The sequence below is a fragment of the Marinimicrobium sp. ARAG 43.8 genome, assembly GCF_050113635.1.
Classification (GTDB): domain Bacteria; phylum Pseudomonadota; class Gammaproteobacteria; order Pseudomonadales; family Cellvibrionaceae; genus Marinimicrobium.
On sequence record NZ_JBNJLT010000001.1, the window covers coordinates 335,294 to 347,770 of the forward strand.

12 protein-coding genes are annotated in these 12,477 nt (G+C 56.0%); 6 read left to right on the forward strand and 6 right to left on the reverse strand.

The window, feature by feature from the left end; genetic code table 11:
* From prmA to purD, 6 genes are all read left to right on the forward strand, one after another.
* Complete coding sequence (gene prmA / locus ACQCLF_RS01340) at positions 1 to 885, forward strand: 50S ribosomal protein L11 methyltransferase (protein ID WP_426984435.1); 885 nt, start codon at positions 1 to 3, stop codon at positions 883 to 885.
* Between the two features lie 31 nt (positions 886 to 916).
* A complete protein-coding gene (locus ACQCLF_RS01345; protein ID WP_426984437.1) occupies positions 917 to 2,122 on the forward strand; it encodes a DUF3426 domain-containing protein in 1,206 nt (401 codons plus the stop codon).
* Between the two features lie 191 nt (positions 2,123 to 2,313).
* On the forward strand, positions 2,314 to 3,303 hold the full coding sequence (gene dusB, locus ACQCLF_RS01350) for a tRNA dihydrouridine synthase DusB (RefSeq protein ID WP_426984438.1): 990 nt from the start codon (positions 2,314 to 2,316) through the stop codon (positions 3,301 to 3,303).
* Positions 3,300 to 3,602: a DNA-binding transcriptional regulator Fis gene (fis, locus tag ACQCLF_RS01355; protein WP_426984439.1), complete on the forward strand. Its 303-nt coding sequence runs from the start codon at positions 3,300 to 3,302 to the stop codon at positions 3,600 to 3,602. Before dusB ends, fis begins: the two co-directional genes overlap by 4 nt.
* Before the next feature lie 99 nt (positions 3,603 to 3,701).
* Complete coding sequence (purH, locus tag ACQCLF_RS01360; protein WP_426984440.1) at positions 3,702 to 5,282, forward strand: bifunctional phosphoribosylaminoimidazolecarboxamide formyltransferase/IMP cyclohydrolase; 1,581 nt, start codon at positions 3,702 to 3,704, stop codon at positions 5,280 to 5,282.
* A 77-nt stretch (positions 5,283 to 5,359) separates the two neighbouring features.
* Positions 5,360 to 6,649 carry a phosphoribosylamine--glycine ligase gene (gene purD, locus ACQCLF_RS01365; RefSeq protein WP_426984442.1) on the forward strand — a complete coding sequence of 430 codons (1,290 nt, stop codon included), beginning with the start codon at positions 5,360 to 5,362 and terminating at the stop codon, positions 6,647 to 6,649.
* Positions 6,650 to 6,741: 92 nt separating this feature from the next.
* Here the strand turns inward: purD and ACQCLF_RS01370 are convergent, their stop codons facing one another.
* The 6 genes from ACQCLF_RS01370 to ACQCLF_RS01395 all read right to left on the reverse strand — a co-directional run bounded on the left by ACQCLF_RS01370 (position 6,742) and on the right by ACQCLF_RS01395 (position 12,393).
* Positions 6,742 to 8,319: a beta-N-acetylhexosaminidase gene (locus ACQCLF_RS01370; RefSeq protein WP_426984443.1), complete on the reverse strand. Its 1,578-nt coding sequence runs from the start codon at positions 8,317 to 8,319 to the stop codon at positions 6,742 to 6,744.
* Positions 8,320 to 8,480: 161 nt separating this feature from the next.
* Positions 8,481 to 8,822: a hypothetical protein gene (locus ACQCLF_RS01375; protein WP_426984444.1), complete on the reverse strand. Its 342-nt coding sequence runs from the start codon at positions 8,820 to 8,822 to the stop codon at positions 8,481 to 8,483.
* A complete protein-coding gene (locus ACQCLF_RS01380) occupies positions 8,803 to 9,270 on the reverse strand; it encodes a hypothetical protein (protein WP_426984445.1) in 468 nt (155 codons plus the stop codon). The genes ACQCLF_RS01375 and ACQCLF_RS01380 overlap by 20 nt, the downstream gene beginning before the upstream one ends.
* Before the next feature lie 59 nt (positions 9,271 to 9,329).
* On the reverse strand, positions 9,330 to 9,788 hold the full coding sequence (locus tag ACQCLF_RS01385) for a MarR family winged helix-turn-helix transcriptional regulator (protein ID WP_426984446.1): 459 nt from the start codon (positions 9,786 to 9,788) through the stop codon (positions 9,330 to 9,332).
* Positions 9,789 to 9,974: 186 nt separating this feature from the next.
* Positions 9,975 to 11,492 (reverse strand): cellulase family glycosylhydrolase, encoded by a 1,518-nt coding sequence (locus ACQCLF_RS01390; protein ID WP_426984447.1) that lies wholly within the window; start codon positions 11,490 to 11,492, stop codon positions 9,975 to 9,977.
* A 343-nt stretch (positions 11,493 to 11,835) separates the two neighbouring features.
* Positions 11,836 to 12,393, reverse strand: a complete 558-nt coding sequence (locus tag ACQCLF_RS01395; protein WP_426984448.1) for a thioredoxin family protein — start codon at positions 12,391 to 12,393, stop codon at positions 11,836 to 11,838.
* Positions 12,394 to 12,477: the final 84 nt, after the last annotated feature.

Here is a 12,477-nt window from a genome sequence, read left to right on the forward strand (position 1 = left end):
ATGCCCTGGTTGCAACTGAAACTGACCACTGACCGGGACTGCGCCGAATCGCTCGAAGAACTGCTTCTGGCGAGCGGCGCCGCCTCGGTGACGCTGGAAGACAACGCTGACCAACCTATTCTTGAGCCGGCACTCGGGGAGACGCCGCTCTGGGATCAGGTCTGTCTGACCGGCCTGTACGATGCCGAAATTGACACCGCTACGGTGACCGGACGGATCACTAATGCCTGGGGCCGCGAACTCCCTCAATACCGCTGGGAACCGCTCGAGGACAAGGACTGGGAACGCGAATGGATGAGCCACTACCACGCCATTCGTTGCGGCGAACGGTTGTGGGTGTGTCCGAGCTGGCAGTCGCCGCCAGAGCCAGACAAGGTCAACCTAATGCTCGACCCGGGCCTGGCTTTCGGCACCGGCACCCACCCCACCACATTTCTGTGTCTGGAGTGGCTCGACGGACAGGACGTGACAGAACAGCAACTGGTGGACTATGGCTGTGGCTCCGGCATTCTGGGGGTAGCCGCGTTGCTGTTGGGGGCCAAACGTGTCATCGGTGTGGATATCGATCCGCAAGCCTTAACTGCCACCCGGGACAACGCAGGCCGTAACGCACTGGCCGAAGACGCCATGCCGGTCTATTTACCGGAGCGCTGCCCCAATGTACAGACTGACATCATGCTTGCTAATATTCTGGCTGGCCCGCTGGTTAAACTCGCTCCCAAGCTCCAACAAATGACCAAGACGGGCGGCCGTATTTGCCTGTCTGGCATTCTGTCCACTCAGGCCGAAGCCGTCATGGATGCCTACCGCCCCTGGTTTGATTTCGATCCGGTGGCCGAGCGTGACGAGTGGGTTCGGCTGACCGGCATAAAACGCCGCCATTGAACGTCCTCCGGGGGAGCACTGGCACACAACCATGGATCAACACCAACCGGGCCCGAATAACACCACCGCCGTCAAAATGGTCACCCGCTGTCCTCAGTGCGGCACCTCATTTCGCATTACAGCTGCGCAACTGCAATCGGCCCGCGGCGCCGTTCGGTGCGGTGCCTGCCTGTGTGTATTCAAGGCGCGGGAGCACCTGATCGGGAACGAGCCTACAACCCCGGCATCACCCTCGGAAACCAGCCAGAGTTCCCCGACCGAGTCTTCCCCCCAGCCGGAGGAAAACAGCCGCTTCCTGTTCGACCAGTCACAAATTGATGCTGAACTCGGGGATGACGATGACTTTCTGATCAGTGATGATATGGATCAGAAGGACGATCCGGAAGTCCGTGACCCCTACGGTGTGGGTGACTCACTGCACACTCACTCCACTCGGTCCCTGTTCGAGCGTGCGCCTCAGGAGGAGGAGGACTCTGGAGAAAAAGAGAACGCCGACGAATCCTGGGCTATGAGTTTGCTGGAGGAAGAGTCTGACGAAGCACCCGCCCCTCCAGAGAGTCAAGCCGCACCCCAAACGGAACCCCAAGTCGACAGCCCGGCACACGACCCCAGCCTGCCATTTCAATTGACCGATAGCGACAAAGGCAGCGACAACGAAAGCCAAGAAGAGACTGCCCTCCCCGAAGAAGAGGTCGACACACCGTTTCTCGCACACTTCGATCCCGGCCCCGTCGAAATGCAGGGCCATCGCAAGCCGAGACGCAAACGGCGCTGGTTGTGGCCTACCCTGGTAGTCCTTGCTTTATCGCTTACCGTCGTCCAGATGGCCTGGCTGCAGTTTGATCGATTGAGTCGGCAGGAACCCTACCGCTCGCTGTACGTTTCGGTCTGCTCCGTATTAGGCTGCACCGTGCCGGACCTGACCGATCCGTCGCGTATCCGCGCCTATAATCTGGTGGTCCGCGATCATCCAGAGCGCGTTGGTGCATTGATGGTGGATGCCATATTGCTCAATACCGCCCCATTCTCCCAACCCTTCCCGGACCTGGTGCTGGAATTCAGCGGGCTCGACGGCGAAATGCTCGCTGTGCGACAGTTCAAACCGTCTGAGTACCTCTCCGGAGAGCTGTCCGGGCGCCGCATCATGCCCGCCAACCAGCCAATCCACCTCACGCTGGAGCTGATCGATCCCGGTCCCGACGCCGTCAACTATCGCGCCTATATTCCTGGCGCCTGATTTACCCTCCCTGGGCCGACCGTTTCCGCACCTTAGTAAATTCGCTCAAAAAAACACCAGTTTTACGCGTTTGCTCGTTCCCAATTCGGCATCAAACGGGTATCATAGCCCCCCTTTTCTGAGGCGGTCGGTAAAGTGCTGAAACAGACAGGCAGCGCGTTTCCGGCACTTTTGGATCAGGGTAAAATCGCGTGTTTCAGGTAGGCCCCCACCGGATTGACAGCCAGGTGATCCTCGCTCCCATGGCGGGCGTGACAGACCGCCCTTTCAGGCAACTGTGTCGGCAGCTGGGAGCCGGGCTGGTAGTGTCCGAAATGGTAACTTCCGACGCCTCGCTCTGGAACAGCCGTAAAAGCCGCTTGCGCCTGGATCACACTGGTGAAGCCGAACCCATTTCGGTACAAATTGCAGGTGGCGATCCGGATATGATGGCGGACGCAGCCCGTCTGAACGCCGACAACGGCGCGCAGATTATTGATATCAACATGGGCTGTCCGGCCAAAAAAGTCTGTCGAAAGGCCGCCGGATCTGCGCTTTTGCGCGATGAACCACTGGTAGCGAGCATTCTCGAGGCCGTGGTCAAGGCAGTGGATCTGCCGGTAACGTTGAAGATTCGCACCGGCTGGGATCGCGATCATCGCAATGCGGTGCACATTGCCCGCATGGCCGAAGAGCTCGGCATCCAGGCGCTGGCCGTACACGGTCGCACTCGCGCCGACCGTTATAACGGCGACGCCGAATACGACACACTGGCCGATGTAGTAAGGGCTGTCAGTATCCCGGTATTCGCCAACGGCGACATCGACTCTCCGCGCAAAGCGCGTGAGGTTCTCGATAAAACCGGCGCTCAGGCTGTAATGATCGGTCGTGCGGCACAGGGACGCCCTTGGATTTTTCGGGAAATCGATCATTACTTGCGTTATGGCAAGCTATTTCTCGAACCGTCGTTGACTGAAATCGGCGACATTCTCAGCAGTCATTTGCGAGATCTTTACGGTTTTTACGGCACCGTTATGGGCCCTCGCATCGCACGCAAGCACCTGGGGTGGTACTTGCAGACGGTGCCTGACAGCGACGGGTTTCGCCAGGCCTTTAACCGTATGGACAACGCTCAAGAACAACTCGACAGCGTTCAGAAATACTTTGAACAGCTGATAGAAAGAGAGGACAAAGCGGCATGAACACAGCAGAAAACCTTTTGGCAGACGTTCCTATGGACAACCCCGGTCCCGCCACGACCACCACCATGCAAGGACAATCGCTTCGCGGTTGCGTGGAGCAGGCCATGGAAAACTACTTCCAAAATCTCGATGGCCAGCCTGTCAGCGATGTTTACAACATGGTCATGGCAGAAGTGGAAGCGCCCATGCTGGAAATCGTTCTGAAATATACTCGCCACAACCAGACTCGCGCCGCTCAGGTGTTGGGCCTGAACCGCGGCACGCTGCGCAAGAAGCTCAAGCAATACGACCTGCTCTGACACGCAGACACACAGGTTTTAAGGGGGGTGGGTACAACCACCCCCTTTGCATTTGTAACCACCTATTTTAAAACAGGCATTGGGGGATTTTCGCCAACCATGACCAGCGCTAACGAACTCGCACCCGTGAACCGGGCGCTCATCAGTGTTTCCGATAAAACCGGCATCGTGGAATTCGCCCAGGCCCTGCATGAGCGCGGCGTGGAAATCCTGTCCACTGGGGGTACTTTCCGGCTGTTAAAAGACAGTGGTATCCCCGCCGTGGAAGTCTCCGACTATACCGGCTTCCCGGAAATGATGGATGGGCGTGTCAAGACACTACACCCGAAAGTACACGGCGGCATTCTCGGACGGCGCGGCCAGGACGATACCGTAATGAAGGCGCATGACATCAGCGCTATCGATATGGTGGTGGTTAACCTCTACCCCTTTGAGCAAACCGTGGCCAACCCTGATTGCAGCCTGGAAGATGCGGTCGAGAATATTGATATCGGCGGGCCCACTATGGTGCGCGCTGCCGCCAAAAACCATGCCCACGTCAACATCGTTGTCAATGCCAGCGACTACTCTCGCCTTCTGGCCGAGCTTGATGCCAACGACGGAAAGACGACCTACGCCACCCGTTTCGATCTGGCCATCAAAGCCTACGAGCATACGGCCGCCTACGATGGCGCCATTGCCAATTACTTTGGTCGCCAGGTCGAGGGCGGAAGCGAGCACTTCCCGCGCACTTTCAACAGCCAGTTCCTGAAAACCCAGGAAATGCGCTACGGCGAAAACCCGCACCAGAAAGCCGCCTTTTACGTGGAAAAACATCCCGCAGAAGCCAGCATCGCCACCGCCAGGCAGCTTCAGGGTAAAGAGCTGTCCTACAACAATGTGGCGGATACGGATGCCGCACTGGAATGTGTGAAAAGCTTTGAGACACCCGCCTGCGTGATCGTCAAACACGCCAACCCCTGCGGCGTGGCCACAGCAGCGGACCTGAAGACCGCCTACGACCTGGCGTTTGCCACCGACCCGGAGTCGGCCTTCGGCGGCATTATTGCGTTTAACCGCGAACTGGACAGCAACACCGCCAAAGCTATTGTCGAGCGACAGTTCGTGGAGGTCATCATTGCTCCCAGCGTGTCGGACGACGCCGTTGCGGTGGTGAGCGCCAAGAAAAATGTTCGCCTGCTGGTCTGCGGCCAATGGGATAAGCAGCGCGTTGCTGGCCTGGACTATAAACGTGTCAATGGCGGCCTGCTGGTACAGGATCGCGACAACGGCATGGTCGCCGAAGTCGACCTGAAAGTCGTCACCAAACGCGCCCCCACCGAACAGGAAATTCGCGACTTGCTGTTCGCCTGGAAAGTGGCCAAGTTTGTTAAATCCAATGCCATTGTGTACGCGAAGAACAACCAGACCATTGGCGTCGGCGCCGGTCAGATGAGCCGCGTAAACTCCGCTCGCATTGCTGGAATAAAAGCTGAACATGCCGGCCTGGAGGTACAGGGGTCGGTAATGGCTTCCGATGCCTTTTTCCCGTTCCGCGATGGACTGGATAACGCCGGGGCTGCTGGCATCGCAGCGGTGATTCAGCCCGGCGGTTCCATGCGCGACGAAGAAGTGATTGCCGCCGCCGATGAGCATGGCATCGCCATGGTCTTCACCGGCATGCGACACTTCCGGCATTGACATAAACCCGGAGAGCGGATGCGGCCTGAGTCGGCATCCGCTCTTCTCTATCGATTCATAACCAAAAGGTCCAAACCATGAACCTACTGGTCATCGGTGGCGGTGGTCGAGAACACGCCCTCGCCTGGAAAGCCGCACAAAGCCTTGACGTGGAAACGGTGTTCGTGGCGCCCGGCAATGCCGGCACCGCACTGGAAAACAAATTGCAAAACGTCGCTATCGATGTTTTGGATTTTCCGGCACTGGCTGAGTTTGCGCAACATAATCACATCGGCCTGACCATCGTCGGCCCGGAAGCGCCACTCGTAGAAGGTGTGGTGGATTATTTTACGGAGCGACAATTACCCTGCTTCGGGCCCAGCAGAGGCGCAGCGCAGCTCGAAGGATCGAAAGCCTTCACCAAGGATTTTCTCGCCCGCCATAAGATACCAACCGCCGATTACCAGACCTTTACGGAGGTGGAGCCCGCACTGGCCTATCTTGCCGAGAAAGGCGCGCCGATTGTGGTCAAGGCTGACGGCCTGGCGGCGGGTAAAGGCGTCATCGTCGCCGAAACCCTGGAGCAGGCTCAGGAAGCCGTGCGCGATATGCTCTCTGGCAATGCGTTTGGCGATGCTGGCTGTCGTGTGGTGATCGAAGAATTTTTGACCGGTGAAGAAGCCAGCTTTATCGTCATGGTCGATGGCAAGCATATCGTACCCATGGCCACCAGCCAGGACCACAAGCGCATGGGCGATGGTGATACTGGCCCCAATACGGGCGGCATGGGCGCTTATTCCCCCGCGCCCGTGGTTACACCCGAAGTACACGAGCGTATCATGCAGCAGGTGATTGTCCCCACCGTGGAAGGTATGGCCGCTGAGGGCAATCCCTACACAGGCTTCCTCTACGCCGGACTGATGATCACACCAGACGGGCAACCCAAAGTTATTGAATACAACTGCCGCTTTGGTGACCCCGAAACCCAGCCGATCATGCTGCGCATGAAATCCGATATGACAGCACTGTGCCTGGCCGCGCTGGAAGGCAAGCTGGGTTCAATGACGACCGAGTGGGACGAACGCGCTGCGGTTGGCGTTGTACTCGCCGCTGGCGGCTATCCGGGAAGCTATCGCAAAGGCGACGCAATTTCAGGTCTGCCCACCGAAGAAACACCGGGAGAGCGTGTCTTCCATGCGGGCACTCAGGAAGTCGACGGCCAGGTCGTTACCAACGGTGGGCGGGTGCTGTGCGCTACGGCACTGGGCGATACCGTCAGTGAAGCGCAGCAACGCGCTTATGAACTGGTGGAAAAAATCCAGTGGGACGGCGTGTACTATCGCAACGATATTGCCTACCGAGCTATCGCCAGGGAACAACAAGACTAAGGCTTGCCGTGCTTCTCCATAAAAAAACCGGAGCCTGCAGGCTCCGGTTTTTTTTATGGGTCAGTCGCTATCGGCTCGGGGCAGCAAACGTATCACTCATCCCAGCCAAGTTCTGGCGCCGGATAGTACTCGATACCCATTGCATCAAAGTGTCCACGTAATTTTGACAGACGCTCCGTGAATGCGTCGTAGTCACGCCCGTCCTGGCGCGTCCAGGATATCTCGGCGGTCGCAGCCAGTCGTGGCCACAAACGATTGTCGGCCTTCGCTTCGCTATCCACCAGCTCGCTCCACATCGCCGCTTCCACACCCACCGATTGCGAGTAATCTTCCGGCACTAAACTGTACACCCGCTCCAGCGGAACCCCTTCGGCACGACACCAGGTATACACATCTGGCTGCCCGTCATAATTACCATGATCGATGTAGGCATAACTGCAGGGCGACAACACGCGATGAATGCCCTGCTCCAGCGCTGGCTCAATGTCATAGTCGTCATTCCAGAATTGCAACAGGGAATTGGAGCGAATATCCCCCGCCGAGGCCTCTTCCCACGCCAACAGTTTGCGATCCAGGCTTTCCACGATTTGATCCGTTCGGGTAATGAACTCCGGGAAAGCGTCAGCTTCCTCGTTCAACACCTCATCACCGCCAATATGAAGGTATTCGAAAGGGAAGACATCAGCGACTTCTCGCAGCACATCTTCGACAAAGCCGTAAACCAGATCCGGCTTTTCGCTGGCACAAAGCGCACTGAAACCTACACAGGTGCCTTCGTACAGCTCCAGGCGCGCCTCACCGGCCGCGTCTTCACAGTTATTCTGCACGGGGCTGGTCACCACATCATCACAGGCCAGCTCATTGTAGGACGCAATCGCCGCCTGAGTATGGCCGGGCAGGTCAATTTCAGGCACAACCTCCACTTGATGGCGCGCGGCAAACTCAACCAGCTCGCGCATCTGCTCCTGGGTGTAAAACCCTCCGTCGTTACCATCAATCGCGGAAGAACCCCCGACTTCCGTCAGCTTGGGCCAGCTTTTCACCTCAAACCGCCAACCCTGATCATCGCTCAGATGCAGGTGCAGGCGGTTGAGCTTAAACAGCGCCATGCGTTCGATGTGCGTTTTCAGGTACTCCAGTTCAAAAAAGTTACGGGCCACATCCACCATGCTGCCGCGCCATTCGTACTGAGGCTCATCCGCGATCATCATCCAGGGCAGCAGGTACGCCTTCTGTTCGGTGGCAGGCAGCAGTTGACGCAACGTTTGGACCGCATAGAACAATCCAGTGTCGGTCGGTGCGCGAACAATAATGTCATCCGTGATCATCATTTCGTAACCTTCATCACCTCGATCAACACGGCTGTCCAGAAGCAACTGAACGATCGTGTCTGCATCATCGCTGTGACGGATGTTCAGTCTTTCCAGCAAGGCTTTGATCGCCGCCGCACTGTCGGGAGCCCCGGAGTCCACCACGAGGTTGACCTCATTGCCGAACATCAACTGCTTGCCCATCATACGGATATCCTGGGGGGCGGGCACGATGTGCGGCATCAGCGTTTGTTCGGCCGCCTTGTCCGGCTCGGGAGCCGTTTCTGGAGCGGGCGTCGAGTTATCACCGCAGCCCCAAAGGGCCAGCGTTACTACCAAGAATGTGAAATGTCGGATCATTATTCTCGTACCTTTATCAATAAAGCCTTAAAAATATCCATTATCCCCGAAAAGCTCGCTGTACAGAGAGGTAGTGTGACGTAAATGCCACCCAAAGGCAACGTTGTCTTTGATCCAGTTTACTCATTATTCATCCAATAAGCGGAGACCTGCGGTGGTTCTCATCGCAACAGGTAAAAGCATCCGACCAGATACATCACCGCCATGCTGATGGAGATTGCTTTCAGCGGCGTCCAGCGAAACAGCCCTCTGAAAGGAGCAGTGAACGTGTCGTAGCCGCGAAACACCCAGATTTTCCGCCAATCATTGAAGCTGTTGAAAAAGCGCTGTTTCAGTTTCGGCAGGGGTACACCGCAAACGGCTTGCCAGCCTTTATAAATTCCGGAGACATCCGCACCGCGCATGGCACTTTGTAACCAGCGGGGCAACCAGCGGAAGCTGATGGACGACTGAAAATCAATAATGTGCGGCTTGCCGTCGGGGTCACGCAATACATTGCCCAAATTTCGTAAATCCAGATGCGCCACGCCGGTGCATCTGGATGATGGTTTTTTCCAGCTCACCAAAAAAGTCTTCCGACAGCACTTCGCCCCGGCTCTGCAACTCCCGCAGCGACAACCCCTCGACATAAGGGTAGGCCAGAGTGAAGTTTCCCAAACGGCAAAAATTGGACACGACACCGCTCACCCCTGTAAGCCGACGCAAAGCGGTGACTTCCCGGCGCACAAAAAACCGACCGAGCGTTTGGCGAATCAGCGGATGGCAGTGCGAGTAGTCCTTGATGACGCAATCCAACCCTTCCGCTCTATAACGGTAGACGTTGGCGTTGGCAAAGCGTCCTCGGTGCAGCAGTTCAAGATGGCCTTCACCATTAACGCCAGCAAAAAATCTCAGGCGTTCGATAATATCCCTGGACATATCCTTCACTTTCTCAGAGCGAGGCTGACGCATGATACCTCTCCTTAATTGACTGTGTAGGGCAGGCTCTATGGCGCCCCCCTCCAGTACGGTTACTTTAATCGGGCAATTACCCGGCTAAGCAGTATGGATAGCTGACGGGCTTCGGAGTCGGACAGGCCGGCCAGTGCCTGTTGGTAAAGCTGGTCGATGACCGGGGCAATCTCGGGCTGAATGGCCCGCCCTTTTCCAGTTAAGCAGACTCGTACGGAGCGAAGATCATTTTGGTGCGGCTTGCGCACCACAAGGCCCTTGGCCTCCATACGGTCAAGCAAGCGGGTCATGGCGCCACGGTCGTAACGCATTTGCTGGCACAGCTGAGCCGGGGTTTCAAACCCGCGAGTCAGGTTGGCGATCACGCCATACTGCGCCGCAGTCAAGCCCAACGGTTTAAGGCGCTCGTCGGCTCGCGCGCAAAGATAATCGCTGGCGGTCACCAACAACCATCCAATATCGGCCTTGGGGTTTAGCGTCTGTTCGCAGTGACAAGTATCGGTTAGCTGTCGGACCATGAAACCTCCATGAGAGTCAACTTACTGCCCAGGCAGCATTATTGTCAATTCAGTTTCACCTCCCTTTACAAAGTCTAACAATCAGGCACCCAAGGGCTTGACATTGCCGTGAACAGGCAGCAATCGGGCAGCCAGACCGCCCGATTGCTGCTGGGGTCTTCACATTACAAGAGCCTGTCGGCTCACTCAGTTACCGGCACCCGTCAACACGTCAATAAGGGCCGGTTCGATCTCATTGCCGCTGAAGCGATCAAACAAGGCAAAACCACCATTGCCCGCATAGCCATTATCCCAATAGACCGGCACCATCCCATGCGCCAATGCCGACTCGGTAATGTACTCGTTCCAGTAATTTCGATAGACGTCGTGGCCCGGGACGTTTTGGCGGGAAATAACACCGTATTCACCCAGAATCACGCCAATGCCCTGGTCTACGAAGTGTGTTTTCATACGCTGAAACTGAGTATCCACATAGGATTCGTTGGCCCAGGTTTCCGTCGCTCCAGGATCGGTGGCGATGGAGCCCCACTGAGTAATATTGCTGCTTTCGTTGAGAGTAAAGTTGTAGGGGTCGTAATAATGCACTTCCATCAATAACCGGTCAGTGACCGTATCCGCGGGGATATCGGCAAAGTTCACTGTATGATCAATATTGGTGTTGAAACCCTGCACCACCAGATAACGATCCGCATTGTTACCGCCGGTGGCGCGTACCGTATCGACAAAGGTCTGGTTAAAGCTGTTCTGCACGGTGTAATACTCCTCGGTGGGCGTACCGTAATCCCCCTCCACCATGACTTCATTGGTGCCAGCAAACAACAGGCGGTGATCATAAGACTCGAAATGCCCGGCAATTTGCTCCCACATAATGCTCAACCGATTGGTGACATATGCTTGGTCCGCAAAGGTCGGCTGCATCCAGCCACCATCCCAGTGAATATTCATAATCACATACATATCCGCATCCAGGGCGTAGTTAACAACGTCCTCGACCCGTTCCATCCAGCTTTGCTCAATCACAAAGTTCGCCGGGTCTGAGAACTTGCTCCAGGCCACGGGCACCCGGATGGTGTCGAAGCCGGCCGCTTTAACAGCATCAATTAACGCCTGATTAATCAATGGGTTACCCCAGGCGGTTTCCCCACCAATGGCATCCAGGGAATTTCCTACGTTCCAGCCCACCCCCATTTCTTCTGTGAGCTCAACCGCCGTCAGCCCTCCAGGCACAGAAGCACTGGAGCTGCTGCTGGAAACACTGGCGCTTGAGGAAACGGATGAAGAACTTGACGACGAACTGGAGGAGCTGACTGATGAGGAACTTGAGGCGCTGCCACAAACGCTCCCTGAAACTTCAGGGGTTTCTGTGGCGCCTTGATTCTCTATCTGAACCCCAAACGACACGGTATCCCCTGGATTAATCAAGCCATTCCAGCTCAGGTTACTGGCGGTGTATGGGTTGCTGCCGCTCAGCTGCGCTCCCCAGCTATTGGTGATGACACTGCTGTTATACTGCCAGTTTATATTCCACCCCTGAATGGTACTGGTCCCAGTATTAGAGATTTCGATGGCAGCAACAGCCCCTGCCCCCCAATCATTCTGGACCACATAACGACACTCCGCTGTTTGCGCAATCGCGTTGTGAGCGATCAGCCCCAACGATAATAAAGCGGCTCCACACAGTTTTTTCATTGTTGAAATACACATAAAACTCTCTCTCCTTTTACTGTTATGTTGGCCAAAGGCCACCAAAAAGTATATTCACCCTGTGAGCACAGACATGGATAAAACAAAAAGCGAACGAGAGCGAATTCACATTTTTGGTAAACAATCTCACATTTTTCAACAGAACCGGAATACGGGAGGAAACCTGCGCCTTTCGATGGATACAGGTTATGTTTAATAGGACAGGGTTTCTGTGAGCGAAGAGCAGGCAGACGTGTCAGGAGATTCTACTTTACAAGGCATCGCCCTCCGACGTTCTGGGGAGGGCGATGCCAGAGGTTTTAAGCGACGCGATCAGGGGCAGGCATTTTTTCTTATATAAAAATCACGCTTTCCACTTGATGTTACAACCCAGGCTCGGCTTTTGAACGTCAGTTGGAGGCGCTTCACCTCGGGACACTTGCTCGGCCGCTGCCAGCAGATCGGCCCCGGTGACGGGGATGTCGCTGCCTGGACGGCTGTCATCAAGTTGCCCGCGATAAACAAGTCGTTGATTGCGATCAAACAGGAAAAAATCAGGCGTACAGGCCGCATCAAACGATTTGGCCACGTTCTGAGACTCATCGTAGAGATAGGGAAAGGCCAGCCGATACTCTTTGGCAAACTCCGCCATTTTATCCGGCGCATCATCCGGGTAGGCCTGAACATCGTTAGAGCTGACCGCAACACAGCGAATACCCAGCGCATTGAGCCGGTCATTCAACGTTTCCAAAAAGGGGGCAATGTGCAGGACAAAGGGACAGTGATTGCAAATAAACATAATCAAGAGCCCTTTGTCGCCCATGCGCTGGCTCAGTTTCCAGCTTTCTCCAGCTGGGTCGGGAAGGCGTGCGTCGGGCAGTTCGGTTCCCAGGGGAAGCATATTGGATGGTGTACGGGCCATGAGAGGATCCTCCTGTATAGAGATTGGCGATTGGTGGTCCGCGCACAGGGAGGAGACGACCCTGTAGGCGCGCCCCTCACTTTT

What these genes read in the sequence shown, in the direction of transcription:
- prmA (WP_426984435.1), top strand. Translation starts at nt 1, where the DNA reads ATGCCCTGGTTGCAACTGAAACTGACCACTGACCGGGACTGCGCCGAA.
- ACQCLF_RS01345 (WP_426984437.1), top strand. Translation starts at nt 917, where the DNA reads ATGGATCAACACCAACCGGGCCCGAATAACACCACCGCCGTCAAAATG.
- fis (WP_426984439.1), top strand. Translation starts at nt 3,300, where the DNA reads ATGAACACAGCAGAAAACCTTTTGGCAGACGTTCCTATGGACAACCCC.
- purH (WP_426984440.1), top strand. Translation starts at nt 3,702, where the DNA reads ATGACCAGCGCTAACGAACTCGCACCCGTGAACCGGGCGCTCATCAGT.
- purD (WP_426984442.1), top strand. Translation starts at nt 5,360, where the DNA reads ATGAACCTACTGGTCATCGGTGGCGGTGGTCGAGAACACGCCCTCGCC.
- ACQCLF_RS01370 (WP_426984443.1), bottom strand. Translation starts at nt 8,319, where the DNA reads ATGATCCGACATTTCACATTCTTGGTAGTAACGCTGGCCCTTTGGGGC.
- ACQCLF_RS01380 (WP_426984445.1), bottom strand. Translation starts at nt 9,270, where the DNA reads ATGCGTCAGCCTCGCTCTGAGAAAGTGAAGGATATGTCCAGGGATATT.
- ACQCLF_RS01385 (WP_426984446.1), bottom strand. Translation starts at nt 9,788, where the DNA reads ATGGTCCGACAGCTAACCGATACTTGTCACTGCGAACAGACGCTAAAC.
- ACQCLF_RS01390 (WP_426984447.1), bottom strand. Translation starts at nt 11,492, where the DNA reads ATGTGTATTTCAACAATGAAAAAACTGTGTGGAGCCGCTTTATTATCG.
- ACQCLF_RS01395 (WP_426984448.1), bottom strand. Translation starts at nt 12,393, where the DNA reads ATGGCCCGTACACCATCCAATATGCTTCCCCTGGGAACCGAACTGCCC.